Origin of the sequence: Streptomyces sp. NPDC052496, from assembly GCF_040679095.1 — a bacterium.
GTDB lineage: Bacteria > Actinomycetota > Actinomycetes > Streptomycetales > Streptomycetaceae > Streptomyces.
This window is the reverse complement of the sequence record NZ_JBFAUH010000008.1, coordinates 186824-210007: the sequence shown is the minus strand read 5'-3', so window position 1 is coordinate 210007 and position 23184 is coordinate 186824. Positions and strand designations below refer to the sequence as shown.

At 68.2% G+C, this 23184-nt stretch carries 36 protein-coding genes; 1 reads left to right on the top strand and 35 read right to left on the bottom strand.

Features of this window, described 5'->3' with window-relative positions:
* Positions 1–2: 2 nt before the first annotated feature.
* Positions 3–1259 (bottom strand): glycosyltransferase 87 family protein, encoded by a 1257-nt coding sequence (locus AB0L45_RS13940; RefSeq protein ID WP_365839355.1) that lies wholly within the window; start codon positions 1257–1259, stop codon positions 3–5.
* A gap of 64 nt (positions 1260–1323) precedes the next feature.
* Positions 1324–2943 carry an ATP-binding cassette domain-containing protein gene (locus tag AB0L45_RS13935; protein WP_365839353.1) on the bottom strand — a complete coding sequence of 540 codons (1620 nt, stop codon included), beginning with the start codon at positions 2941–2943 and terminating at the stop codon, positions 1324–1326.
* A 56-nt stretch (positions 2944–2999) separates the two neighbouring features.
* Here AB0L45_RS13935 and AB0L45_RS13930 point away from each other — a divergent pair, with 56 nt between their 5' ends.
* Positions 3000–3827 (top strand): hypothetical protein, encoded by an 828-nt coding sequence (locus AB0L45_RS13930; RefSeq protein WP_365839351.1) that lies wholly within the window; start codon positions 3000–3002, stop codon positions 3825–3827.
* Between the two features lie 18 nt (positions 3828–3845).
* Here the strand turns inward: AB0L45_RS13930 and truA are convergent, their stop codons facing one another.
* The 33 genes from truA to AB0L45_RS13765 all read right to left on the bottom strand — a co-directional run bounded on the left by truA (position 3846) and on the right by AB0L45_RS13765 (position 23047).
* Positions 3846–4697, bottom strand: a complete 852-nt coding sequence (gene truA / locus AB0L45_RS13925; protein WP_365839349.1) for a tRNA pseudouridine(38-40) synthase TruA — start codon at positions 4695–4697, stop codon at positions 3846–3848.
* Positions 4698–4770: 73 nt separating this feature from the next.
* The gene (rplQ, locus tag AB0L45_RS13920) at positions 4771–5265 is read right to left on the bottom strand and encodes a 50S ribosomal protein L17 (protein WP_004571846.1); all 495 of its coding nucleotides are present in this window, start codon (positions 5263–5265) and stop codon (positions 4771–4773) included.
* Between the two features lie 234 nt (positions 5266–5499).
* Positions 5500–6522: a DNA-directed RNA polymerase subunit alpha gene (locus AB0L45_RS13915; protein WP_003956430.1), complete on the bottom strand. Its 1023-nt coding sequence runs from the start codon at positions 6520–6522 to the stop codon at positions 5500–5502.
* A gap of 196 nt (positions 6523–6718) precedes the next feature.
* The gene (gene rpsK, locus AB0L45_RS13910; protein ID WP_004571845.1) at positions 6719–7123 is read right to left on the bottom strand and encodes a 30S ribosomal protein S11; all 405 of its coding nucleotides are present in this window, start codon (positions 7121–7123) and stop codon (positions 6719–6721) included.
* A 64-nt stretch (positions 7124–7187) separates the two neighbouring features.
* Positions 7188–7568, bottom strand: a complete 381-nt coding sequence (gene rpsM / locus AB0L45_RS13905) for a 30S ribosomal protein S13 (RefSeq protein ID WP_004571844.1) — start codon at positions 7566–7568, stop codon at positions 7188–7190.
* 206 nt (positions 7569–7774) lie between these two features.
* Positions 7775–7888, bottom strand: a complete 114-nt coding sequence (rpmJ, locus tag AB0L45_RS13900; protein WP_003956441.1) for a 50S ribosomal protein L36 — start codon at positions 7886–7888, stop codon at positions 7775–7777.
* A gap of 59 nt (positions 7889–7947) precedes the next feature.
* Positions 7948–8169 carry a translation initiation factor IF-1 gene (gene infA, locus AB0L45_RS13895; protein WP_003956442.1) on the bottom strand — a complete coding sequence of 74 codons (222 nt, stop codon included), beginning with the start codon at positions 8167–8169 and terminating at the stop codon, positions 7948–7950.
* Between the two features lie 194 nt (positions 8170–8363).
* Positions 8364–9200, bottom strand: coding sequence for a type I methionyl aminopeptidase (gene map / locus AB0L45_RS13890; protein WP_360124488.1), 837 nt, complete (start codon positions 9198–9200; stop codon positions 8364–8366).
* Between the two features lie 126 nt (positions 9201–9326).
* On the bottom strand, positions 9327–9980 hold the full coding sequence (locus AB0L45_RS13885; protein ID WP_365839346.1) for an adenylate kinase: 654 nt from the start codon (positions 9978–9980) through the stop codon (positions 9327–9329).
* A complete protein-coding gene (gene secY / locus AB0L45_RS13880; protein WP_365839344.1) occupies positions 9980–11293 on the bottom strand; it encodes a preprotein translocase subunit SecY in 1314 nt (437 codons plus the stop codon). Before secY ends, AB0L45_RS13885 begins: the two co-directional genes overlap by 1 nt.
* 234 nt (positions 11294–11527) lie before the next feature.
* Positions 11528–11983 carry a 50S ribosomal protein L15 gene (gene rplO, locus AB0L45_RS13875; protein WP_004571840.1) on the bottom strand — a complete coding sequence of 152 codons (456 nt, stop codon included), beginning with the start codon at positions 11981–11983 and terminating at the stop codon, positions 11528–11530.
* A 1-nt stretch (position 11984) separates the two neighbouring features.
* Positions 11985–12167 carry a 50S ribosomal protein L30 gene (gene rpmD, locus AB0L45_RS13870; protein WP_030016980.1) on the bottom strand — a complete coding sequence of 61 codons (183 nt, stop codon included), beginning with the start codon at positions 12165–12167 and terminating at the stop codon, positions 11985–11987.
* Positions 12167–12772 carry a 30S ribosomal protein S5 gene (gene rpsE, locus AB0L45_RS13865; RefSeq protein ID WP_004571838.1) on the bottom strand — a complete coding sequence of 202 codons (606 nt, stop codon included), beginning with the start codon at positions 12770–12772 and terminating at the stop codon, positions 12167–12169. The genes rpmD and rpsE overlap by 1 nt, the downstream gene beginning before the upstream one ends.
* 46 nt (positions 12773–12818) lie before the next feature.
* On the bottom strand, positions 12819–13202 hold the full coding sequence (gene rplR, locus AB0L45_RS13860) for a 50S ribosomal protein L18 (protein ID WP_030375637.1): 384 nt from the start codon (positions 13200–13202) through the stop codon (positions 12819–12821).
* A 3-nt stretch (positions 13203–13205) separates the two neighbouring features.
* Positions 13206–13745: a 50S ribosomal protein L6 gene (rplF, locus tag AB0L45_RS13855; protein ID WP_365839341.1), complete on the bottom strand. Its 540-nt coding sequence runs from the start codon at positions 13743–13745 to the stop codon at positions 13206–13208.
* A 22-nt stretch (positions 13746–13767) separates the two neighbouring features.
* Positions 13768–14166 carry a 30S ribosomal protein S8 gene (gene rpsH, locus AB0L45_RS13850; RefSeq protein ID WP_004571835.1) on the bottom strand — a complete coding sequence of 133 codons (399 nt, stop codon included), beginning with the start codon at positions 14164–14166 and terminating at the stop codon, positions 13768–13770.
* Between the two features lie 265 nt (positions 14167–14431).
* The gene (locus tag AB0L45_RS13845) at positions 14432–14617 is read right to left on the bottom strand and encodes a type Z 30S ribosomal protein S14 (RefSeq protein ID WP_004571834.1); all 186 of its coding nucleotides are present in this window, start codon (positions 14615–14617) and stop codon (positions 14432–14434) included.
* 2 nt (positions 14618–14619) lie between these two features.
* The gene (gene rplE / locus AB0L45_RS13840; RefSeq protein WP_030016984.1) at positions 14620–15180 is read right to left on the bottom strand and encodes a 50S ribosomal protein L5; all 561 of its coding nucleotides are present in this window, start codon (positions 15178–15180) and stop codon (positions 14620–14622) included.
* On the bottom strand, positions 15180–15503 hold the full coding sequence (gene rplX / locus AB0L45_RS13835) for a 50S ribosomal protein L24 (RefSeq protein ID WP_365839339.1): 324 nt from the start codon (positions 15501–15503) through the stop codon (positions 15180–15182). The genes rplE and rplX overlap by 1 nt, the downstream gene beginning before the upstream one ends.
* Before the next feature lie 3 nt (positions 15504–15506).
* Positions 15507–15875, bottom strand: coding sequence for a 50S ribosomal protein L14 (rplN, locus tag AB0L45_RS13830; RefSeq protein WP_003974257.1), 369 nt, complete (start codon positions 15873–15875; stop codon positions 15507–15509).
* Positions 15876–16006: 131 nt separating this feature from the next.
* Positions 16007–16291: a 30S ribosomal protein S17 gene (rpsQ, locus tag AB0L45_RS13825; protein ID WP_004571831.1), complete on the bottom strand. Its 285-nt coding sequence runs from the start codon at positions 16289–16291 to the stop codon at positions 16007–16009.
* Positions 16291–16515 (bottom strand): 50S ribosomal protein L29, encoded by a 225-nt coding sequence (rpmC, locus tag AB0L45_RS13820; RefSeq protein WP_004950453.1) that lies wholly within the window; start codon positions 16513–16515, stop codon positions 16291–16293. The genes rpsQ and rpmC overlap by 1 nt, the downstream gene beginning before the upstream one ends.
* On the bottom strand, positions 16515–16934 hold the full coding sequence (gene rplP / locus AB0L45_RS13815; RefSeq protein WP_004571829.1) for a 50S ribosomal protein L16: 420 nt from the start codon (positions 16932–16934) through the stop codon (positions 16515–16517). Before rplP ends, rpmC begins: the two co-directional genes overlap by 1 nt.
* 5 nt (positions 16935–16939) lie before the next feature.
* On the bottom strand, positions 16940–17767 hold the full coding sequence (gene rpsC / locus AB0L45_RS13810) for a 30S ribosomal protein S3 (protein WP_004571828.1): 828 nt from the start codon (positions 17765–17767) through the stop codon (positions 16940–16942).
* Positions 17767–18114 carry a 50S ribosomal protein L22 gene (gene rplV / locus AB0L45_RS13805; RefSeq protein ID WP_032926743.1) on the bottom strand — a complete coding sequence of 116 codons (348 nt, stop codon included), beginning with the start codon at positions 18112–18114 and terminating at the stop codon, positions 17767–17769. The genes rpsC and rplV overlap by 1 nt, the downstream gene beginning before the upstream one ends.
* 44 nt (positions 18115–18158) lie before the next feature.
* Positions 18159–18440 (bottom strand): 30S ribosomal protein S19, encoded by a 282-nt coding sequence (rpsS, locus tag AB0L45_RS13800; RefSeq protein ID WP_014178772.1) that lies wholly within the window; start codon positions 18438–18440, stop codon positions 18159–18161.
* Between the two features lie 12 nt (positions 18441–18452).
* On the bottom strand, positions 18453–19289 hold the full coding sequence (gene rplB / locus AB0L45_RS13795; RefSeq protein WP_365839335.1) for a 50S ribosomal protein L2: 837 nt from the start codon (positions 19287–19289) through the stop codon (positions 18453–18455).
* Between the two features lie 39 nt (positions 19290–19328).
* Positions 19329–19652, bottom strand: coding sequence for a 50S ribosomal protein L23 (rplW, locus tag AB0L45_RS13790; protein ID WP_030016990.1), 324 nt, complete (start codon positions 19650–19652; stop codon positions 19329–19331).
* On the bottom strand, positions 19652–20302 hold the full coding sequence (gene rplD / locus AB0L45_RS13785) for a 50S ribosomal protein L4 (protein ID WP_030648847.1): 651 nt from the start codon (positions 20300–20302) through the stop codon (positions 19652–19654). The genes rplW and rplD overlap by 1 nt, the downstream gene beginning before the upstream one ends.
* An 8-nt stretch (positions 20303–20310) precedes the next feature.
* Positions 20311–20955, bottom strand: coding sequence for a 50S ribosomal protein L3 (gene rplC / locus AB0L45_RS13780; RefSeq protein ID WP_030016992.1), 645 nt, complete (start codon positions 20953–20955; stop codon positions 20311–20313).
* A 14-nt stretch (positions 20956–20969) separates the two neighbouring features.
* Entirely contained in the window at positions 20970–21278 is a 309-nt protein-coding gene (gene rpsJ / locus AB0L45_RS13775; RefSeq protein WP_004571821.1) for a 30S ribosomal protein S10, read from the bottom strand.
* Positions 21279–21710: 432 nt separating this feature from the next.
* Positions 21711–22622 carry a hypothetical protein gene (locus AB0L45_RS13770; RefSeq protein WP_365839332.1) on the bottom strand — a complete coding sequence of 304 codons (912 nt, stop codon included), beginning with the start codon at positions 22620–22622 and terminating at the stop codon, positions 21711–21713.
* A gap of 146 nt (positions 22623–22768) precedes the next feature.
* Positions 22769–23047: a hypothetical protein gene (locus tag AB0L45_RS13765; RefSeq protein WP_365839330.1), complete on the bottom strand. Its 279-nt coding sequence runs from the start codon at positions 23045–23047 to the stop codon at positions 22769–22771.
* Positions 23048–23184 lie beyond the last annotated feature (137 nt).

Sequence of the window (23184 nt, the reverse complement as noted above, 5' to 3'; positions counted from 1 at the left end):
GGTCAAAACACGTCCCGAACCGGCGTGCGATCCGCGCTCTCGGGCCCCACCGGCATGATAGCCACCGCCCGCAGCACCCGCGGCCGGACACAGGACCACGCCAGCACGGCCGCGACGGTCCACAGCATCGCCGCGTCCTTGAAGGCCCGCCGGTGCAGCCCCTCCAGATGCGGCCAGACCAGCCCGCTGACCTGCGGCACGAGAGCGGCCCAGAACCAGACCGTGCGGGGCGCCGAACCGGGCAGGACCACGGAGGCCACCAGCGGCGGCAGCACCACCAGCAGATAGTGGTCGAAGGACGGCCTGGACACCAGGAACGCCGCGAGCATCAGCATCGCGGCCGTCTCGACGAGCCGCAGCGGCCCCTCGTCGCCCCGCCGCCAGCGCGCCCAGGCGCACCCGGACCCCGCCACCGCGGCCACCGCGGCCACTCCGTACGCCGCGGTCTCCGGTACGCCCAGCCGGGTCAGGATCATGCCGAGCGAGGCGTCGAAGGGCCGCGCGAAGCTGTCCTGGCCGCGCAGCAGGAACGGCAGCGTACGGGTGAAGAACATCCCGGGGTGCGGCATCACCAGCGCCGCCGACACCGACGCCACGACGGGTACCGCCACCGCCACCGCCAGGGCCTGCCACCGCCGCGCCAGGACCAGCAGCAGGAGCAGCGGCGCCAGCAGCGGCTTGAGGGCCAGCGCGAGCCCGAGGACCGCGCCCGCGGCCACCCACCGGGAGCGCAGCGCCAGCAGCAGCACCACGGGCAGTGCCGCCACGGAGGCGAGCGTCCAGTTCCCGATGTTCACCACGTTGCGGAACGGCTCGAAGAACGCCAGGGCCGCCACCCCGAGCACCGCCAGCCGGCTCCGTACGGAGATCCGGAAGATCCGCAGCGAGACGGCCCAGCCCAGCACCACCAGCCCCACTCCCGCCACCGGTACCAGCAGCCGCAGCTTCCCGGCGGACAGCAGCGCCTCGGGCACCGCGGCCGGTACCGCGCTCGGCAGGTACAGGAACCGCTTGTCGGCGTACGGCGCCTCGCCGCGCAGCAGCGCCCGCGCGGCCTTGACCACGAAGTCGTTGTCCATGCCGACGGTGGGGCTGTGCCGCTGGACGTTGAAGATCACCGCCACCATCAGCGCGCCGGCCACGCCCCACAGCGGCCAGGAGGCCCGCCGCAGCAGCCAGGCCACCACCGGCGAGCCCGGGGCCACGGCCGCGGCCCCGCCCTCTTCAGCGCCCGCTATGACCGTTTTCTCCGCGCTCATGCGTCCATCTAAGAGCCGCCCCCACGGCCCCACCACCGGACGCGCCCCGAACGGCTGCCCCGGACTACCGTTTCCGCTCCACCCGGCGCTCGTCCCACACCGGCTCCGCCGTCTCCCGCACCCGCCCGTCCGCACCGAAGACCAGGTACCGGTCGAAGGACCGCGCGAACCAGCGGTCGTGCGTCACCGCCAGCACCGTCCCCTCGTACGCCTCCAGCCCCTCCTGGAGCGCCTCCGCGCTCTCCAGGTCGAGGTTGTCGGTCGGCTCGTCCAGCAGCAGGGCGGTGGTCCCCGCCAGCTCCAGCAGCAGGATCTGGAAGCGCGCCTGCTGGCCGCCCGACAGCCGGTCGAAGCGCTGCTCGGCCTGGCGCTCCAGCTCGTACCGGCGCAGCGCGCTCATCGCCTTGCCCCGGTCCTTGGCGTGTTCCGTCCACAGGATGTCCAGAAGGGTGCGGCCCTCCAGCTCCGGGTGCGCGTGGGTCTGCGCGAAGTGACCGGGCACCACGCGCGCGCCCAGCTTCCACCTCCCCGTGTGAGCGACGTCCTCCCCGGCCAGCAGCCGCAGGAAGTGCGACTTCCCGGAGCCGTTCGAGCCCAGCACCGCGACCCGCTCCCCGTAGAAGACCTCCAGGTCGAACGGCTTCATCAGCCCGGTCAGCTCAAGGTTCTCGCAGGTCACGGCCCGCACACCGGTACGGCCGCCCTTGAGCCGCATGGTGATGTCCTGCTCGCGCGGCGGCTCCGGCGGCGGCCCGGCCTCCTCGAACTTGCGCAGCCGGGTCTGTGCGGCGTGGTACCGGGTGGCCAGCTCGTGGCTGATCTCCGCGGCCTGCCGCAGGTTGCGCACCAGCTTCTTCAGCTGCGCGTGCTTCTCGTCCCAGCGCCGCCGCAGCTCCTCGAAGCGCGCGAAACGTTCCTTGCGTGCCTGGTGGTACGTGCCGAAGCCGCCACCGTGCACCCACACGTCCGACCCGGCGGGCCCCGGCTCGACGCTGACGATCTTCTCGGCGGAACGGGCCAGCAGCTCCCGGTCGTGGCTGACGAACAGCACCGTCTTCTTCGTCTCGCGCAGCCGCTCCTCCAGCCAGCGCTTGCCCGGCACGTCCAGGTAGTTGTCCGGCTCGTCCAGCAGCAGCACCTCGTCGGTGCCGCGCAGCAGCGACTCCAGCACCAGCCGCTTCTGCTCACCCCCGCTGAGCGTGCGCACCTGGCGCCACTGCGCCTTCTCGTACGGGACGCCCAGCGCGGCCATGGTGCACATGTCCCACACCGTCTCGGCCTCGTACCCGCGCGCCTCGGCCCAGTCGCTCAGCGCCTGCGCGTACTGCATCTGCGCGGCCTCGTCGTCCACGGACATCACGGCGTGCTCGGCGGCGTCCACCGCCGCCGCCGCTTCCCTGATCCGCGGCTGCGCCACCGACACCAGCAGGTCCCGTACGGTCCGCTCATCCCTCACCGAACCCACGAACTGCGGCATCACCCCCAGCCCGCCACTCACGGTCACCGCGCCGCCGTGCGGCTGCAGCTCCCCCGAGATCAGCCGGAGCAGCGTCGTCTTGCCCGCCCCGTTCGCGCCGACCAGGGCGACCGAAGCGCCCTCACCGACCCGGAAGGACACGTCCCCCAGCAGGACCCGCCCGTCCGGCAGGTAGTACTCCAGGTGCCCGGCCTCCACATGTCCCATGGTCCGGATTGTCGCCGCCGGCCCTGCGTTCCTCCAACCGGTTTAGGATGCGCGGCATGAGCTTTGGGCATGGTGGGCCGTTCGGCCCCGGGGGACCGGACTCCTCGACTCCTGACTGGGAGGCGCTCGCCGACGAGAGCGAGTCGCGCGACAAGCGCCGCCGCTGGCTGTTCATCGGCGGCGGCGTCCTCGCGACCGTCGCCGTGGCGGGCATCGTCGCCACCGCCGTGATCACCAGCAACAAGAACAACGGCAACGACCTGCCGCACGCCCAGAAACTGCCGGACGAGCCCGCCGAGCCCAAACCGTCCTTCTCCGAGGTGCACGTCCCGCCGCCGCCCAACCCGCGGGACTACATCACCGACCCCAAGAAGGACACCGCGGCCCTCACCCCCGCCACCCTCTTCCCCGAGCAGACCATGGTGCTCGGCAAGAACAGCTACCCCCGCAAGACGACCGCCGCCACCGACGACTGCACGGCCGGCACCCACGGCGCGCTCGGCTCGGTGCTCCAGCACAACGGCTGCAAGAAGCTGCTGCGCGCCACGTACGCCAAGGACGGCGTGGCGGTCACCGTCGGCGTCGCGGTCTTCGACTCCAAGGCCGCGGCCTTCAAGGTCAAGGCCGCCAACAAGCCCAGCCTCGCGCCGCTGACGGGCGACGGCGTCGGCTCCTTCTGCCAGGGCACGGCCTGCACCATGTACACCAACGCCACCGGCCGCTACGCGTACTTCACCATCGCCGGCAACCTCGACGGCTCGCCCGTCACCAAGGCGTCCGCCAAGGCCCTGCAGATAGCGCGGGACGGCGGCACGTACGCCTTCAACCGCATCTGGCAGCGCGGCAAGGACCAGGCGGCCAAGGTCGCGCGCGCCCAGTCCTGACCCCCGCCCCGGGGCGGCTCAGCAGCAGCCGCCCCCCGGCAGGGTCCGCTTGTTGCGCGCCTCCTTGTTACGGGCCATGAGCAGGTCGTCCGCCGGATAGCCGACCTCCTCCAGGGTCAGCCCGTGCGGCCGTACGACGTGCACCGCGGAGTCCCGCACCCCGGCCGCCAGCACCTTGCCCGGCCACTCCACCGGCCGGTGCCCGTCCCCCACGAACAGCAGCGCGCCCACCAGCGAGCGCACCATGTTGTGGCAGAAGGCGTCCGCCTTCACGGTCGCGGTGACGATCCCGTCCGCGTCCCGCACCCAGCTCAGCTCCTGGAGCGTACGGATCGTCGTCGCCCCCTCGCGCCGCTTGCAGTACGCCGCGAAGTCGTGCTCCCCCAGCAACGCCTGCGACGCCGCGTTCATCGCCTCGACGTCCAGGTCCCAGTCGTGCCACAGCACGTGGCCGCGCAGCAGCGGATCGACACCGCCCGGGTGGTCCGTCACCCGATAGGCGTACCGCCGCCAGATCGCCGAGAACCGCGCGTTGAACCCGTACGGCGCCTCGGCGACGCGCCACACCCGTACGTCCTTCGGCAGCCGCCCGGCCAGCCGCCGCAGCAGCTTGTCCGCGTGCTCGGCCCACAGCTCCGCCGGCAGGTCCACGTGCGCCACCTGGCCGCGCGCGTGCACCCCGGCGTCCGTCCGCCCCGCCACGGTCAGCTCGTACGTCTCCGCCGACCGCGTCACCGTCCGCAGCGCCGTCTCCAGCTCCTCCTGGACCGTGCGCCGCGCCCGCTGCTTCGCCCAGCCCGAGAAGTCCTTGCCGTCGTACGAAAGGTCCAGCCGCACCCGTACGAACCCGGGCTCCACTTCATCGCTCACGCGTGCATCCTCTCAAGCGGAACGGGCCCGCCCCCCTGTGGGGAGCGGGCCCGTCCGGTGGCCTGTGTCAGGCTCAGGCGTCCTTGGACTCCTCGGCCGGGGCCTCGGCGGCCTCGCCCTTGGTGTCCTCGGCCTTGGCGGCCTCGTCGGACTCCTTCACCGCGCGCTTCGTCGCGGCCTCGGCCTCGGCAACGGTGGCCTTCTTGGCGATCTCGCCCTCGACCAGCTCGATGACGGCCATCGGGGCGTTGTCGCCACGACGGTTACCGATCTTGGTGATACGGGTGTAACCACCCGGACGCTCCGCGAAGCGGGGCGCGATCTCCGTGAAGAGCGTGTGCACGACGCTCTTGTCCGAGATCAGCTGCATGACCTGACGGCGGTTGTGAAGGTCACCCTTCTTCGCCTTGGTCACCAGACGCTCGGCGTACGGACGCAGACGGCGGGCCTTGGCCTCGGTCGTCGTGATGCGGCCGTGCTCGAACAGGCTGGTGGCCAGGTTGCGCAGCATCAGACGCTCGTGCGCAGCGCTGCCGCCCAGACGGGCGCCCTTGGCGGGCTTCGGCATGGTATTTCTCCTTCATTGCTGCACCGGCCGTATCAGGTACCGGTGTCAGTTCCCGTGGGGCGGGTGCCCCGCGGAAGATCTTTTCGCGCTGGGCGCGGCCGGGTCGCCCCCGCCACTTCCAGTCTCGGCCAAACCAAGCCCGTCCGGCGCTTGAGGACGAAGCCCCAGGGCCGATCAAGCCTGCACCCAAGTACCGGCGGGCCGCCGTTCCCGGCCGACCCGCCGCAGGCGGGCTCAGTACTGCTCGGTCTCCACGAACCCGGCATCCGCGTCATCATCGGCGCCGAAGGCGTCAGCCGCAGCGGTCGGGTCGAACCCGGGAGGCGAGTCCTTCAGGGCCAGGCCCATGCCGGCCAGCTTCGCCTTGACCTCGTCGATCGACTTCGCACCGAAGTTGCGGATGTCGAGCAGGTCGGCCTCGGAGCGGGCGACGAGCTCACCCACGGAGTGGATGCCCTCGCGCTTGAGGCAGTTGTACGACCGAACGGTGAGCTCCAGCTCCTCGATCGGCAGCGCCAGGTCGGCGGCCAGGGCGGCGTCCGTCGGGGACGGGCCCATGTCGATGCCCTCGGCGTCGATGTTGAGCTCGCGGGCCAGACCGAACAGCTCGACCAGGGTCTTGCCGGCCGACGCCATGGCGTCACGGGGACGCATGGCCTGCTTGGTCTCGACGTCGACGATCAGCTTGTCGAAGTCGGTGCGCTGCTCGACACGGGTCGCCTCGACCTTGTAGGTGACCTTGAGGACCGGCGAGTAGATGGAGTCGACCGGGATCCGGCCGATCTCCTGGCCGACCTGCTTGTTCTGCACGGCGGAGACGTAGCCGCGACCGCGCTCGACGGTCAGCTCCATCTCCAGCTTGCCCTTGCCGTTGAGGGTGGCGAGGACCAGGTCGGGGTTGTGCACCTCGACACCGGCCGGCGGCGCGATGTCCGCGGCGGTGACCAGGCCGGGGCCCTGCTTGCGCAGGTACATCACGACCGGCTCGTCGTGCTCGGAGGAGACGACCAGCTGCTTGATGTTGAGGATGAGGTCGGTGACGTCCTCCTTGACGCCCGGCACGGTGGTGAACTCGTGCAGGACACCGTCGATGCGGATGGACGTGACCGCCGCACCCGGGATCGAGGAGAGGAGCGTACGACGCAGGGAGTTGCCGAGGGTGTAGCCGAAGCCCGGCTCCAGCGGCTCGATCACGAACCGCGAGCGGTATTCGTCGACGACCTCTTCGGTCAGCGAGGGACGCTGAGCGATCAGCATGAGGTGTTTCGCCTTCCAGTCGTGGCACCCGCTATTTGATGCCAGCTGCGCCGGACGGTGGCCCGGCGGTTTCTACAAGGGTACGGGCGGCACGGCGCGGCTCCCAGGAGTCGCGGCGTACCGCCCGAAAAGTGCCTGGTGACGGCCCGCGCCGGAGCGCGGACCGACAGGCTGCGGCCCTTACAGGCCGCGAGCGTCAGACGCGACGACGCTTGGGGGGACGGCAGCCGTTGTGCGGCGTGGGGGTGACGTCCTGGATCGAGCCGACCTCCAGGCCGGTGGCCTGGAGCGAGCGGATCGCGGTCTCACGGCCGGAGCCGGGGCCCTTGACGAAGACGTCGACCTTGCGCATGCCGTGCTCCTGCGCGCGGCGGGCGGCCGACTCGGCAGCCATCTGCGCGGCGAACGGCGTGGACTTGCGCGAGCCCTTGAAGCCCACGTGGCCCGCCGAGGCCCAGGAGATCACGTTGCCCGTGGGGTCGGTGATCGAAACGATGGTGTTGTTGAACGTGCTCTTGATGTGAGCGTGCCCGTGGGCGACGTTCTTCTTCTCCTTGCGGCGCACCTTCTTGGCGCCGGCCGTACGGCCCTTCGGAGGCATGTATTACTCCCGGTGGAGGTGGTCGGTCCTACAGCGAAGACCGCTGATGAGCGTCCGCTGAGGACTACTTCTTGCCCGGCTTCTTCTTGCCGGCGATCGCGCGACGCGGACCCTTGCGGGTACGGGCGTTCGTGCTGGTGCGCTGACCGTGCACCGGCAGGCCGCGGCGGTGACGCAGACCCTGGTAGCAGCCGATCTCGACCTTGCGGCGGATGTCGGCCTGGATCTCGCGACGGAGGTCACCCTCGGTCTTGAGGTTGTTGTCCACGTACTCGCGGATCTTGACCAGGTCTTCCTCGGCCAGGTCGCGAACGCGGGTGTCCGGGTTCACGCCGGTGGCGGCGAGGGTCTGCTGCGACAGGGTGCGCCCGATGCCGAAGACGTAGGTGAGGGCGACCTCGACGCGCTTGTCGCGCGGGAGATCAACGCCTGCGAGGCGTGCCATTTATAGGCTCCTGAGGTATTCGGAGGTCTTCCGCAGCACCGTTCCCGTAAGACGCTGGAGCATTACGAGCCGGGTCCTCGGCCTCCGAGCCGAGGGTGTCGTCCCCGCGTGAGCGAACACGAGGGGTCGGGTGTCTGCGTATGTACGTATTACTGTGCGTTTGCGTCGCGCGAAAATACTGCGAAATGCAGAGAGGTCGGCGTGCGTCAGCCCTGGCGCTGCTTGTGGCGCAGGTTGTCGCAGATCACCATGACCCGGCCGTGGCGGCGGATCACCTTGCACTTGTCGCAGATCTTCTTGACGCTCGGCTTGACCTTCATGGGATGTGAGGTTCTCCGGGTCAGTGCCGCCGCCCCACGGAAGGGGACGCCGACAAGATCTACTTGTAGCGGTAGACGATCCGGCCACGCGTCAGGTCGTAGGGAGACAGCTCCACGACGACCCGGTCATCCGGAAGGATACGGATGTAGTGCATCCGCATCTTGCCGCTGATGTGCGCGAGGACCTTGTGACCGTTCTGAAGCTCCACCTTGAACATCGCGTTCGGGAGGGACTCGATCACGGTGCCCTCGATTTCGATGGCACCTTGCTTCTTGGCCACGCTTCGCCCTTCGAATCGGCTACCTTGATCGACTACGTACGCACGCGTACCCGGGAAACAGGCACACGGATGCACGACAGCCGACGCGTCAGTCTACGTCAGCGTTCCCGAAAAGACGAATCCACGATTATTGCCCACGGACAGTGATCGTTACGCCTCGGGGCCGGGGACGCGCCGGAAGCCGTACGCGGAGGTCAGGCCAGCGGATCGGGAGCCGCCTCGATGCCCAGCTCCGCCAGCTTCGCCTTGCCGCCGTCGGGGGCGGTCAGCACCAGCGGGCCCTCCTCGGTCAGCGCGACCGAGTGCTCCCAGTGCGAGGACCAGCTGCCGTCGTTCGACTTGACCGTCCAGTCGTCTTCCAGCACGTGCGTCTTGGCCGTACCCAGGTTGACCATGGGCTCGATGGCGATGCAGAAGCCCGGGACCAGCTTCGGGCCGCGGCCGCGCTTGCGGTCGACGTAGTTCAGCAGGTGCGGGTCCATGTGCATCTGCGAGCCGATGCCGTGGCCGCCGTAGTCCTCGACGATGCCGTACTTGCCGTTGGCCGGGCGCGGCTGCCGGCGGATGTAGCCCTCGATCGCCTTGGAGATGTCGACCAGGCGGTTGCCCTTGCGGACGGCCGCGATGCCGGCCCACATGGACTCCTCGGTGACCCGGCTCAGCTCGACCAGCTCCGGAGCGTGACCGGAACCCACGAAGGCGGTGTAGGCGGCGTCGCCGTGCCAGCCGTCGATGATCGCGCCGCAGTCGATGGAGATGATGTCGCCGTCCGCGAGAACGGTCTCGGTGTCCGGGATGCCGTGGACGACGACGTCGTTGACCGACGTGCAGATCGTCGCGGGGAAGCCGCCGTACCCGAGGAAGTTCGACTTGGCGCCGTGCTCGGCCAGCACCTTGCGCGCGGCGTCGTCCAGGTCCTTGGTGGTGGCGCCGGGCACCGCCACCTCCCGGGTGGCCGCGTGGATGGCGGCGACCACCAGCCCTGCCTCGCGCATCTTCGCGATCTGCTCGGGGGTCTTGATCTCCACCATGGGGGCTTACGCCTTCCTCGTACCGGCTACTACGACGCTCCGCGGCCGCGCACGGCCGCCTCTACACACGATACGGCCGCGGCACCCGTGTCCGGGCACCGCGGCCGTACGCGTGGTTCTTCGTGCCTACTCGCCCTTGCCCAGCGCGGCCATCGCGCGCTGGGTGACCTCGTCGACCTTGCCCAGGGCCGGGATCGTGACGACCAGGTCCTGCGCCTTGTAGTGGTCGATGATCGGCTCGGTCTCCGTGTGGTAGACCTCCAGCCGCTTGCGGACGGTCTCCTCGCGGTCGTCCTCGCGCTGGTACAGGTCACCGCCGCAGACGTCGCAGACGCCCTCGGTCTTCGGCTGGTGGTAGTCCACGTGGAAGACATGGCTGCTGTCGTTGCGGCAGATCCGGCGGCCGGCGATCCGCTTGACCACCTCGTCCTCGGGGACCTCCAGGTCCAGGACGGCGTCCAGCTTCACGGCCCGGCCCTTGAGGTAGGTGTCCAGCGCTTCGGCCTGGCCGAGGTTGCGCGGGAAGCCGTCCAGCAGGAAGCCGTGCTCGGCGTCCCCCTGGTTCAGCCGGTCCTCGGCCATCGCGATCGTCACCGAGTCGGGGACCAGGTTGCCCGCGTCCATGTAGGACTTCGCCTCTTTGCCGAGGTCGGTGCCCTGGCTGATGTTGGCGCGGAACAGGTCGCCCGTGGAGATGTGCGGGATCGAGAGGTTCTTGGCCAGGTACGCGGCCTGCGTACCCTTGCCTGCCCCAGGAGGCCCGACGAGGACGATTCGCATCAGCGGAGGAACCCTTCGTAGTTGCGCTGCTGGAGCTGGCTCTCGATCTGCTTCACGGTCTCCAGACCCACACCCACGATGATCAGGATGCTCGTCCCGCCGAACGGGAAGTTCTGGTTGGCCTTGAACAGCACCAACGCCACGGTGGGCACCAGCGCGATCAGACCCAGGTACAGCGAGCCCGGCCACGTGATCCGGTTGAGCACGTAGCTGAGGTACTCGGCTGTGGGGCGACCGGCCCGGATCCCCGGGATGAAGCCACCATACTTCTTCATGTTGTCGGCAACTTCCTCGGGGTTGAAGGAGATGGCGACGTAGAAGAACGCGAAGAAGACGATCAGCAGGAAGTACGTGACGATGTAGACCGGGTGGTTGCCCTTGGTGAAGTTCGTTGCGATCCAGGTCGCCCAGCCGGCCTTGGAGCCGCTGAACTGTGCCACCAGCGCCGGGATGTAGAGCAGCGACGAAGCGAAGATGACGGGGATCACGCCCGCCTGGTTCACCTTGAGCGGGATGTAGGTGGACGTACCGCCGTACGAGCGGCGTCCGATCATCCGCTTGGCGTACTGGACGGGGATCCGCCGCTGGGCCTGCTCGACGAAGACGACCAGGGCGACCATCGCCAGACCCACGACGATGACGGAGAAGAACTCGATCCAGCCGTCGGCCAGCTTGCCGGACATCTTGATCTGCCACAGCGAGCCGGGGAAGCCGGCCGCGATGCCGACGAACATCAGGATCGACATGCCGTTGCCGATGCCACGGTCGGTCACCAGCTCACCGAGCCACATGACCATGGCCGTACCGGCGGTCATCGTGATGACCATGGTGATGGTCGTGAAGATCGTGTCGCTCGGCACGATCTCGCTGGCGACGGGGCAGCCCTGGAACAGCGCGCCGCTCTTGGCGGTGGCGACCAGGCCGGTGCCCTGCAGGACCGCCAGCGCGACGGTCAGGTACCGGGTGTACTGAGTGATCTTCGCCTGGCCGGACTGCCCCTCTTTCTTGAGGGCCTCCAGACGGGGGATGACCACGGTCAGCAGCTGGAGGATGATGCTTGCCGTGATGTACGGCATGATCCCCAGCGCGAAGATCGTGATCTGGAGCAGCGCACCACCGCTGAACATGTTCACCAGGCCGAAGAGACCGCCATTGGCGCCGGCCTGCTTCATGCAGGTGTCGACATTGGAGTAGTTCACCCCGGGTACCGGAACGTGCGCTCCGAGCCGGTAGACGAGCACGATGCCCAATGTGAACAGCAGCTTCTTGCGCAGGTCGGGCGTCTTGAACGCTCGGGCGAACGCGGTGAGCACGGTGCCTCCTGCGCCTCCCGCCTCTGGAGCGAGAGGTGACGGTCTTGAGGATGACGGATACAAAGCGGCCAAAACCGCGCAGACATTAGCCCACGCGGCGGGGGCCCGGGGGAAGAACCCCCGGAAAATACAGCAACAGTGCACGCCACCTTACCGGCGACCACGCCCCCCTTGGAACGACCGACCGGGGATGCCCCAATACGTGGGCATCCCCGGTCAGTTGGTTCACTGAACTCAGATGAGCTCGGTGACGCTGCCACCGGCAGCGGTGATCTTCTCCTTGGCGGAGCCGGAGACGGAGTCCACCGTCACCGTCAGCGCCACGGAGATCTCGCCCTGGCCCAGGACCTTGACGAGCTCGTTCTTGCGCACCGCGCCCTTGGCGACCAGGTCGGCCACCGTGACCTCGCCACCCTGCGGGTAGAGCGCGGCCAGCTTGTCCAGGTTCACGACCTGGAACTGCTTGTGGGCGGGGTTCTTGAAGCCCTTCAGCTTCGGGAGGCGCATGTGGAGGGGCATCTGCCCACCCTCGAAGCGCTCCGGAACCTGGTAACGGGCCTTCGTGCCCTTGGTACCACGACCTGCGGTCTTACCCTTGGACGCCTCACCACGACCGACACGGGTCTTGGCGGTCTTGGCACCCGGGGCAGGACGGAGGTTGTGGACCTTCAGCGGGTTGTTCTCCGCCATGTCAGTCGACCTCCTCGACCGTGACGAGGTGGCGGACGGTGTGCACCATGCCGCGGTACTCGGGACGGTCTTCCTTGACAACCACGTCGTTGATCTTCTTGAGACCGAGCGAACGCAGGGTGTCGCGGTGGTTCTGCTTGCTGCCGATGATGGACTTGGTCTGCGTGATCTTGAGCGAAGCCATTACGCGTTCACCCCGGCACGCGCCCGCAGCAGAGCGGCGGGAGCAACGTCCTCCAGCGGCAGACCACGGCGGGCGGCGATCTCCTCGGGGCGCTGCAGGCCCCGCAGAGCGGCCACCGTGGCGTGCACGATGTTGATCGGGTTCGACGAACCGAGCGACTTGCTCAGCACGTCGTGGATGCCCGCGCACTCCAGCACGGCGCGCACCGGGCCACCGGCGATCACACCGGTACCGGGGGAAGCCGGCTTGAGCAGGACGACGCCCGCAGCCTCTTCGCCCTGGATCGGGTGCGGGATGGTGCCGGCGATACGGGGGACCTTGAAGAAGTGCTTCTTGGCCTCCTCAACGCCCTTGGCGATGGCGGCCGGCACCTCCTTGGCCTTGCCGTAACCGACACCCACGGTGCCGTCACCGTCGCCCACCACGACCAGCGCGGTGAAGCTGAAGCGACGACCACCCTTCACAACCTTGGCGACGCGGTTGATGGCGACAACACGCTCGACGTAGGCGGTCTTCTCGGCAGCTGCGCCGCCGTCCCGCCGGTCCTTACGGTCCCGCCGCTCGCCGCCACCGGCACCGCTCCCGCGGCGCTGGGGTCCAGCCATTGGAATTACCTCTCTCTGTTACGTCCGCTAGCTACGGAACCGGGGCTTAGAACTTCAGCCCGGCTTCGCGGGCGGCGTCGGCCAGAGCGGCAATCCGCCCGGCGTACTGCTTGCCACCACGGTCGAACACGACGGCCTCGACACCGGCGGCCTTGGCGCGCTCGGCGACCAGGGAACCGACCTGCTTGGCCAGGTCCGTCTTGTTGCCCTCGCCACCGCGGATCGACGCGTCCAGGGTCGACGCCGACGCCAGGGTGTGACCCTTGATGTCGTCGATGACCTGGGCGGTGATACCGCGGTTGGACCGCGTCACGACCAGACGCGGACGCTCCGGCGTACCCGAAATCCGCTTACGGATGCGGATGTGGCGACGCTTCGCGGCGGCGCGCTTGTAGGCGTCGCCCTTCGCGACCTTCACACCGTATGCCATGGCTTACTTACCAGCCTTTCCGACCTTGCGGCGGATGACCTCGCCGGCGTACTTGACGCCCTTGGCCTTGTACGGGTCGGGCTTGCGCAGCTTGCGGATGTTCGCGGCGACCTCGCCGACCTTCTGCTTGTCGATGCCCTCGACGCTCAGCTTGGTCGGGGACTCGACCTTGAACGAGATGCCCTCGGGCGCCTCGATCAGGATCGGGTGGCTGTAACCGAGCGAGAACTCCAGGTTGGAGCCCTTCGCCTGGACGCGGTAACCGACACCGCTGATCTCGAGCGCCTTGCTGAATCCCTGGGTCACGCCGGTGATCATGTTCGCCACCAGCGTGCGGGACAGGCCGTGCAGGGCCTTGTTCTGACGCTCGTCGTTGGGGCGGGTGACGCTGATGACGCCGTCCTCACCCTTGGCGACCTCGATGGGCGCGGCGACGGTGTGCTGCAGGGAGCCCTTAGGACCCTTCACCGAAACCGTGCGGCCGTCGATGGTGACGTCCACACCAGCGGGAACCTGGATGGGCAGCTTGCCAATACGCGACATTAGCTATTCCTCCGTTCCCGAATTACCAGACGTAGGCGAGAACTTCTCCGCCTACGCCCTTCTTGCTGGCCTGCTGACCGGTGAGGAGACCGTGCGACGTGGAGATGATCGCCACGCCCAGGCCGCCGAGCACCTTCGGCAGGTTGGTGGACTTTGCGTAGACCCGCAGGCCCGGCTTCGAGATGCGCTTGATGCCGGCGATCGAGCGCTCGCGGTTCGGACCGAACTTCAGCTCGAGGATGAGGTTCTTGCCGACCTCGGCGTCCTCGACCTTCCAGCCGGTGATGTAACCCTCCTGCTGGAGGATCTCCGCGATGTGCGACTTGATCTTGCTGTGCGGCATCACGACGGTGTCGTGGTACGCCGAGTTCGCGTTCCGCAGACGCGTGAGCATGTCTGCGATGGGGTCAGTCATGGTCATGAATTGGCCTTCGGCCTCTCTCGCCGGGGTTTCCTGTATGCGCCATCCCTCTCCCCGATCAGGGTCGGGACGGGTGCGGCGCGGGGACCTTCGGCGTAGTAAGTCGTTCCTGGGCGGCGGGCGCCCAACCCTTCTACCCTACGGGATCAAAGGGCGGGCCCCCGCCGAACAGATGCTTACCGAGAGACTCCGGAACCACCCACGTGTCTCCTGACGTCCGCCGGTCCGCCCGTAAGGCGGCTGGTCGGACGCGCGGGAGGGGGTGTTACCAGGAGCTCTTGGTCACGCCCGGCAGCTCGCCACGGTGAGCCATCTCACGGAGGCACACGCGGCACAGGCCGAACTTGCGGTAGACGGAGTGCGGACGGCCGCAGCGCTGGCAACGCGTGTACGCGCGCACAGCGAACTTCGGCTTGCGGGCCGCCTTAGCGATCAGAGCCTTCTTCGCCACGGTCAGTTCTCCTTGAACGGGAAGCCGAGGTGACGAAGCAGGGCGCGGCCCTCATCGTCGTTGGACGCCGTGGTGACCACGGTGATGTCCATGCCCCGCTGCCGGTCGATCTTGTCCTGGTCGATCTCGTGGAACATGACCTGCTCCGTGAGACCGAAGGTGTAGTTGCCCCGACCGTCGAACTGCTTCGGGGACAGACCACGGAAGTCGCGGATGCGCGGCAGCGCGAGCGACAGCAGGCGGTCCAGGAACTCCCACATGCGGTCACCGCGGAGGGTGACGTGGGCACCGATCGGCTGGCCCTCGCGCAGCTTGAACTGCGCGATGGACTTACGGGCCTTGGTGACGGCCGGCTTCTGGCCGGTGATCGTGGTGAGGTCCTTGATGGCACCCTCGATCAGCTTGGAGTCGCGGGCGGCGTCGCCCACACCCATGTTGACCACGATCTTGGTCAGACCGGGGATCTGCATGACGTTCTCGTAGGAGAACTCGTCCTTCAGCTTCCCGGCGATCTCTTCGCGGTAGCGCTGCTTGAGGCGCGGCGCGTTGGTGGTGGCAGTCATCAGATGTCCTCACCGGTCCGCTTGGCAACGCGGATCTTGTTGCCCTCTTCGTCGAAGCGGTACCCGACGCGGGTGACGACCTTGTTGCCGTCCTTCTCCACGACCAGCTGCACGTTGCTGACGTGGATGGGGGCCTCGGTCGTCACGATGCCGCCGGTCTTGGAACCGCGAGCGGTCTGACCGGCCTTCGTGTGCTTCTTGACCCGGTTGACACCCTCGACCAGGACCCGGTCCTCGCGGGGGAAGGCCGCGATGACCTTGCCCTGCTTGCCCTTGTCCTTACCGGTGATGACCTGGACCAGGTCGCCCTTCTTGATCTTCATCGGTTACAGCACCTCCGGCGCGAGCGAGATGATCTTCATGAACTTCTTCTCGCGCAGCTCCCGGCCCACGGGGCCGAAGATGCGGGTGCCGCGGGGGTCGCCATCGTTCTTGAGGATGACGGCCGCGTTCTCGTCGAAGCGGATGTACGAGCCGTCCGGACGGCGGCGCTCCTTGACGGTGCGAACGATGACCGCCTTGACGACGTCACCCTTCTTCACGTTGCCACCGGGGATCGCATCCTTGACGGTGGCGACGATGACGTCACCGATGCCCGCGTAGCGGCGGCCCGAACCACCGAGAACACGGATGGTGAGAATTTCCTTCGCACCCGTGTTGTCGGCGACCCGAAGCCGCGACTCCTGCTGGATCACGTCTATCTCCTGATCGTCTGCCGGTTCCCGGCGGGGGCCTCATTGCTGAGGCCCACCGCCGAGCCTGGCGGAACTGACCTGGGGGAAACCCCCCAGGCGGTATCTATGAAAATTCCCGAACGGGAATTTCCTTACTTGGCCTTCTCGAGGATCTCGACGATGCGCCAGCGCTTGCTCGCCGACAGCGGACGCGTCTCCATCAGGAGGACGCGGTCGCCGACACCGGCAGCGTTCTGCTCGTCGTGCGCCTTGAGCTTGTTCGTACGGCGGATGACCTTGCCGTACAGCGCGTGCTTGACACGGTCCTCGACAGCGACGACGACGGTCTTGTCCATCTTGTCGCTGACGACGAGACCCTCGCGGGTCTTGCGGAAGCCGCGCTGCTCGTTCGTCTCAGTCACATTCTTCTCGCTCATCAGGCGCTCTCCACCGTCTCGATGCCGAGCTCGCGCTCCCGCATCAGGGTGTAGATCCGGGCGATGTCCTTGCGGACGGCCTTCAGCCGGCCGTGGTTCTCAAGCTGTCCGGTCGCCGCCTGGAAGCGGAGGTTGAACAGCTCCTCCTTGGCCTCGCGGAGCTTCGCAACGAGGTCCTCGTTGTTCAGCTCGCGCAGCTCGGTCGCCTTGGTACCGGCCGCCATCACGACTCACCTGCCTCGCGCCGCACGATGCGGCACTTCATCGGAAGCTTGTGGGCGGCGCGGGTCAGCGCCTCCTTCGCAACCTTTTCGTTCGGGAAGGACAGCTCGAACATCACCCGACCGGGCTTGACGTTCGCGACCCACCACTCCGGAGAACCCTTACCGGAACCCATGCGGGTCTCGGCCGGCTTCTTCGTCAGCGGGCGGTCCGGGTAAATGTTGATCCAGACCTTGCCGCCACGCTTGATGTGACGGGTCATGGCGATACGAGCGGACTCGATCTGCCGGTTCGTCACGTAGGCGGGGGTCACGGCCTGAATGCCGTACTCACCGAAGGCAAGCTCGGTGCCACCCTTGGCCATACCGTTGCGCTTCGGGTGGTGCTGCTTGCGGTGCTTGACCCTGCGAGGGATCAGCATGTCGGTCAGCCCTCCGTTCCGGTGCTCTCAGCAGCCGGAGCAGCGGCAGCGGCCTCGGCCTTGGGGGCCTCGGCAGCGGCGTTCTGCTGCGGCTTGCGGCCGCCACGGCCGCCGCGCTCGCCACCGCGGCGCGGGCGGTCGTTGCCGCCACCGCGGGCCGGGCGGTTACCCGCACGGGCGGCAGCGTTCTCGGCGCGGACCTCGGCGATGTTCTTGACGTCGCCCTTGTAGATCCAGACCTTCACGCCGATGCGGCCGAAGGTGGTCTTGGCCTCGAAGAAGCCGTAGTCGACGTTGGCGCGGAGCGTGTGCAGGGGCACGCGGCCCTCGCGGTAGAACTCCGAGCGCGACATCTCGGCGCCGCCGAGACGGCCACCACACTGGATCTTGATGCCCTTGGCGCCGGCCTTCATCGTCGACTGCATGCTCTTGCGCATGGCGCGACGGAAGGAGACGCGGGAGGACAGCTGCTCGGCGACGGCCTGGGCCACGAGCTGAGCATCGGTCTCGGGGTTCTTGACCTCGAGGATGTTCAGCTGGACCTGCTTGCCGGTCAGCTTCTCCAGTTCGCCGCGGATGCGGTCGGCCTCGGCGCCGCGGCGGCCGATGACGATGCCCGGACGAGCGGTGTGGATGTCGACGCGGACGCGCTCACGGGTGCGCTCGATCTCCACCTTCGAGATACCGGCGCGCTCCATGCCCTTCGTCATCATGCGACGAATGGCGACGTCTTCCTTGACGTAGTCCTTGTACAGCTTGTCGGCGTACCAACGCGACTTGAAGTCGGTGGTGATGCCGAGCCGGAACCCGTGCGGGTTTACCTTCTGGCCCATTACCGGGTTCCTTCCTTGCTGCTGACGACCACGGTGATGTGGCTGGTCCGCTTGCGGATCCGGTAGGCACGGCCCTGGGCGCGCGGCCGGAACCGCTTCAGGGTCGGACCCTCGTCGACGTACGCCTCGGAAATGAAGAGGCTGCCGGCGTCGGTGTGGTCGTAGTTGTGCGCCGCGTTGGCAATGGCGCTGTCCAGCACCTTGCCGACGGGCACGCTCGCGGCCTGCGGGGCGAAACGCAGGACCGCCTGAGCCTCCGTGGCATCCATGCCACGGATAAGGTCCACCACGCGGCGGGCCTTCATGGGCGTGACGCGGATGTACCGCGCCTGGGCCCTGGCTTCCATGGTTGTCCCTTCGGTGTCAGTCATAGTCTTCGCACTCCGGTCGATCAGCGACGACGCGACTTGCGGTCGTCCTTCTCGTGGCCGCGGAAGGTGCGGGTCGGCGCAAACTCGCCGAGCTTGTGGCCGACCATCGACTCGGTGACGAACACCGGGACGTGCTTGCGGCCGTCGTGCACCGCGATCGTGTGGCCGAGCATGGCCGGGACGATCATGGAGCGGCGGGACCAGGTCTTGATGACGTTCTTGGTGCCGGCTTCGTTCTGAACATCCACCTTCTTGATCAGGTGGTCGTCGACGAAGGGCCCCTTCTTGAGACTACGCGGCATCTAAACCCGCTCCTAGCGCTTCTTGTTCGTCTTGCGGCGGCGGACGATGTACTTGTTCGAAGCCTTCTTCGGCGAACGCGTACGACCCTCCTTCTGGCCCCAGGGCGAGACCGGGTGGCGACCACCGGAGGTCTTGCCCTCACCACCACCGTGCGGGTGGTCGACCGGGTTCATCACGACACCACGCACGGTCGGGCGGACGCCCTTCCAGCGCATACGGCCGGCCTTGCCCCAGTTGATGTTCGACTGCTCGGCATTGCCGACCTCGCCGACGGTGGCGCGGCAGCGCACGTCGACCAGGCGGATCTCACCGGACGGCATACGAAGGTGGGCCATGGCCCCTTCCTTCGCCAGCAGCTGCACGGAGGCACCCGCGGAGCGGGCGAACTTCGCGCCGCCGCCGGGCCGCAGCTCGATGGCGTGGATCGTCGTACCGACCGGGATGTGGCGCAGCGGCAGGTTGTTGCCCGGCTTGATGTCGGCGCCCTGGCCGTTCTCAATCCGAGCACCCTGCACCAGGCCACGCGGCGCGATGATGTAGCGCTTCTCGCCGTCTGCGTAGTGCAGCAGCGCGATGCGCGCGGTGCGGTTCGGGTCGTACTCGATGTGCGCGACCTTGGCCGGCACGCCGTCCTTGTCGTGACGACGGAAGTCGATCACGCGGTAGGCGCGCTTGTGGCCACCACCCTGGTGGCGAACGGTCACACGACCGGCGTTGTTACGGCCGCCCTTGCTGTGCAGCGGGCGGACCAGCGACTTCTCCGGCGTGGACCGCGTGATCTCGACAAAGTCGGCGACGCTGGAGCCACGACGGCCCGGGGTCGTCGGCTTGTACTTGCGGATACCCATTTCTCAGTCCTCGTCCGATTCCGGACGACTCGGACTCCGTTAGGAGACCGGGCCGCCGAAGATGTCGATACGGTCGCCCTCGGCGAGGGTCACGATGGCGCGCTTGGTGTTCGCGCGCTTACCGAAACCGGTGCGGGTGCGCTTGCGCTTGCCCTGGCGGTTGATCGTGTTGACCCCGGTGACCTTGACCGAGAAGACCGCCTCGACGGCCTGCTTGATCTGGGTCTTGTTCGCACGCGGGTCGACGATGAACGTGTACTTGTTCTCGTCCAGCAGCGCGTAGCTCTTCTCGGAGACGACCGGCTTGACCAGAAGGTCGCGCGGGTCCGAGAAGGACTTGCTGGTAACGGTCGCCTCAGTCATCAGGCGGCGCTCCCTTCGAGCTCAGCGGCCTTGGGACCAGCCACGAAGGACTCGAAAGCGGCCTTGGTGAAGACCACGTCGTCGGAGACGAGCACGTCGTACGTGTTCAGCTGGCCCGGCTCCAGGATGTGGACCTGGGGCAGGTTGCGGGCGGAGAGCCACGCGGCCTCGTCGGCGCGCTCGGCGACCAGCAGCACGTGCTTGCGCTCGCTGATCTTGCCGAGGAGAGCCTTGGCGGCCTTCGTGGAGACCTCGCCCTCGACCACGCCGGAGACGACGTGGATGCGGCTGTTGCGGGCCCGGTCGGTGAGGGCACCGCGCAGGGCGGCGGCCTTCATCTTCTTCGGGGTCCGCTGCGAGTAGTCACGCGGCACGGGACCGTGCACGACGCCACCGCCGGCGAACTGCGGCGCGCGGGTCGAACCCTGGCGCGCGCGGCCGGTGCCCTTCTGGCGGTACGGCTTCTTGCCACCGCCGCGGACCTCGCCGCGAGTCTTGGTCTTGTGCGTGCCCTGACGGGCCGCGGCCAGCTGCGCGACAACGACCTGGTGGATCAGCGGAATGCTGACCTTCGCGTCGAAGATCTCCGTGGGGAGCTCGACGGTCCCGGCCTTGTCGCCTGCCGGCGAAAGGATGTCAATGGTGCTCATCGGTTACCTCAGGCCCCCTTGGCCGCGGTACGGACCAGGACGAGGCCGCCGTTCGGACCAGGAACTGCGCCCTTGATGAGCAGCAGGCCCTTCTCCGCGTCAACGGCATGGACGGTCAGGTTCTGGGTGGTGACCCGCTCGTTGCCCATACGGCCGGCCATCCGCATGCCCTTGAACACGCGGCCCGGGGTGGCGCAGCCACCGATGGAGCCCGGCTTGCGGTGCACGCGGTGGGCACCGTGCGAAGCCTTGCCGCCGTGGAAGCCGTGACGCTTCATGACACCGGCGAAGCCCTTGCCCTTGCTCTTGCCGGTCACGTCCACCTTGACGCCCGACTCGAAGGTCTCGGCGGTCAGCTCCTGGCCGAGGGTGTACTCACTGGCGTCAGTGGTACGGACCTCGACGAGGTGACGGCGGGGGGTGACGTCGGCCTTCGCGAAGTGGCCCTTGAGGGGCTTGTTCACCTTGCGCGGGTCGATCTCGCCGAAGGCGATCTGGACGGAGTCGTAGCCGTCCTGGTCATTGGTGCGCACCTGGGTAACGACGCAGGGGCCGGCCTTGACCACAGTGACCGGGACGACACGGTTGTTCTCGTCCCAGACCTGGGTCATGCCGAGCTTCTCGCCCAGGATGCCCTTGATCTGCTTAGCCATCTCTACTGCGCCTCTCAGAGCTTGATCTCGATGTCAACGCCGGCCGGAAGGTCCAGGCGCATCAGCGAGTCAACGGTCTTGGGCGTCGGGTCGAGAATGTCGATCAGGCGCTTGTGCGTGCGCATCTCGAAGTGCTCGCGCGAGTCCTTGTACTTGTGCGGCGACTTGATGACGCAGTACACGTTCTTCTCGGTGGGGAGCGGCACCGGGCCCGCGACCGACGCACCAGTACGGGTCACCGTCTCGACGATCTTCTTCGCCGACGTGTCGATGACCTCGTGGTCGTAGGCCTTGAGCCGGATGCGGATCTTCTGTCCCGCCATGGCTACTTCGTAGTCCTGTCTCTCGTAACGCTCTGGGACCTGGTGCGTTGCCGTTCATCCACCGACCCACGCGGTCGGGCGTGTCGCGCTCCTTCCCGCAGATCCCCGCAAGGGCGATCCTTCGAGAAGGAAAACGTGGGGGATGAACACCCACCAGGCGCCTGGCTGAGGCACCCCGCTGACGCTTCCCGGAAGATTCCCGTACTTCCGCCCCTGATAAGGAGCGACGAATACCTAGGACTCGCTTCCAGTCCTCCCGGCGGGAGGCGCGCAGCATCGGCACTCAACCGAGCAACCTGGACAGTGTGCCATACCAGCGGTGACCGCTGCCAATCGAGTCGGAGATCGTACACCGCAGCGCACCGTCCGGATGCACGGACCCGCCTCCGGCACGCCGGTACGGGCCACGGGCGGGGCGCGGCGGCCCCGCCGTCACGCGGCGATCGCCAGCTGCCACTGGATACGGGCGGACTCCTCCGTGAGACGGTCGTCACCCTCCACGGTGAACACCGCGTGCGGGAAGTCCCGGACCTGGCGGAGCCACTCGCCGACCGTCGCCGTGCCCGGAACGGGGACGACGCGGCCGGAGCGGTCCGGGCCCCGGCTGGAGAGGACCGTGACGGTGAACCGGTCGGTCTCGGTGACCAGCACCACGTCGTGCGGGAACTGCGCCACCCGCTCCATGACGCCGCGCGCGGGCTCCCGGCCGTCGGCCACGACCAGGACGTGGTCGCCGTGCTCGTCGGTGGTCCCCTCGAACCCCGCCAGTATGCCCAGGAACCGGTTTATGTGCCGGTTGCGCAGCTCGTCGATGACGCGCTGGCGCCCTTCCCGGAAGCCCGCGGTCGCGGCGAACCGGAACGTCAGCGAGACCCGTCCGGCCAGCGCCACGTCGATCTCCGCCATCTCCTCGCGGGTGGGGTACGCAGCGCCGTCGTCGAGGCCGTGCGCGGCGAGCCAGCGGTTGACCTCCGGCCACAGCCACGCCTGGGAGCGTCCGACGGTCCCCTCGGCGGCCGGGAAGGGCGCGCCGCGGACCTTGCGGGCGCCGGCCGCCCACTGCGCGACGTTCTGGCGGGAGCGGCCCGTGCGCTCGGCGATCTCGTGTATGCCGACCAGGTCGCGGTCGAGGCGGCGTACCCGCAGGCGCGGTACCGCGGCCCGGACCGCCGAGGCCGCTTCGAGCGCGGCCCGGACCGCGCAGTCACCGGGCCAGGTGATGCTGAGCAGGTCGGTGCCGCCCGCCCGCGCCAGAAGGGCGTCGCAGTTCTCGCGCAGCGCATCGACGGCGTCCTGGTCGTCGACGGTCGCACCCGTGACGACGAAGGTGAAGTCGTAGTCCATGGCGGCGTCCCCCTAGTCCTCCGGCAGGGTTGCAGGTCTGTTGTCGTTCGTCAACAGACAAAGCATGACAAAGCCTGTCGGATCCCGCGCGGGCAACTGTCGCAAAGCGTACGGTCACCGGTGGTCCATCTCAGTTGACGCGGCGGTCACGCTTCGCCGCGCGGCATCCCCGTCAGACTCCGGTTCGCCGCGTCGCCCGGCAGCGGACACCGCGCCGCCAGCCGGTCGATCACGCGGGCGTGCGCGGTGGCGCTGCGCGGCGTACCCGCCACCGGAATGACGGTGCACCGCCCCTCGCAGGGGCAGTAGAGCCGCCCCCAGTGCCCGTCCTTGCGCAGCACCCAGCCCCGGGCCGCCCACTTCTCCAGGACCCGCCGGACGTCCTTCTTGGGGTGATCGCAGGGCCTGATCTCGCTGCCGACCACCCGCTCACCGCCCGTCGGCGCGCACGGACGGCGCCGGGCCGCGGCCCGGCGGCCCGCGGCGTGCGCGCGGCTCCGGAGCGGCGGACACGGGGCACGCGCCCCGCGGTGCGGCACGGGCGACGGGGTGAGCAACTACC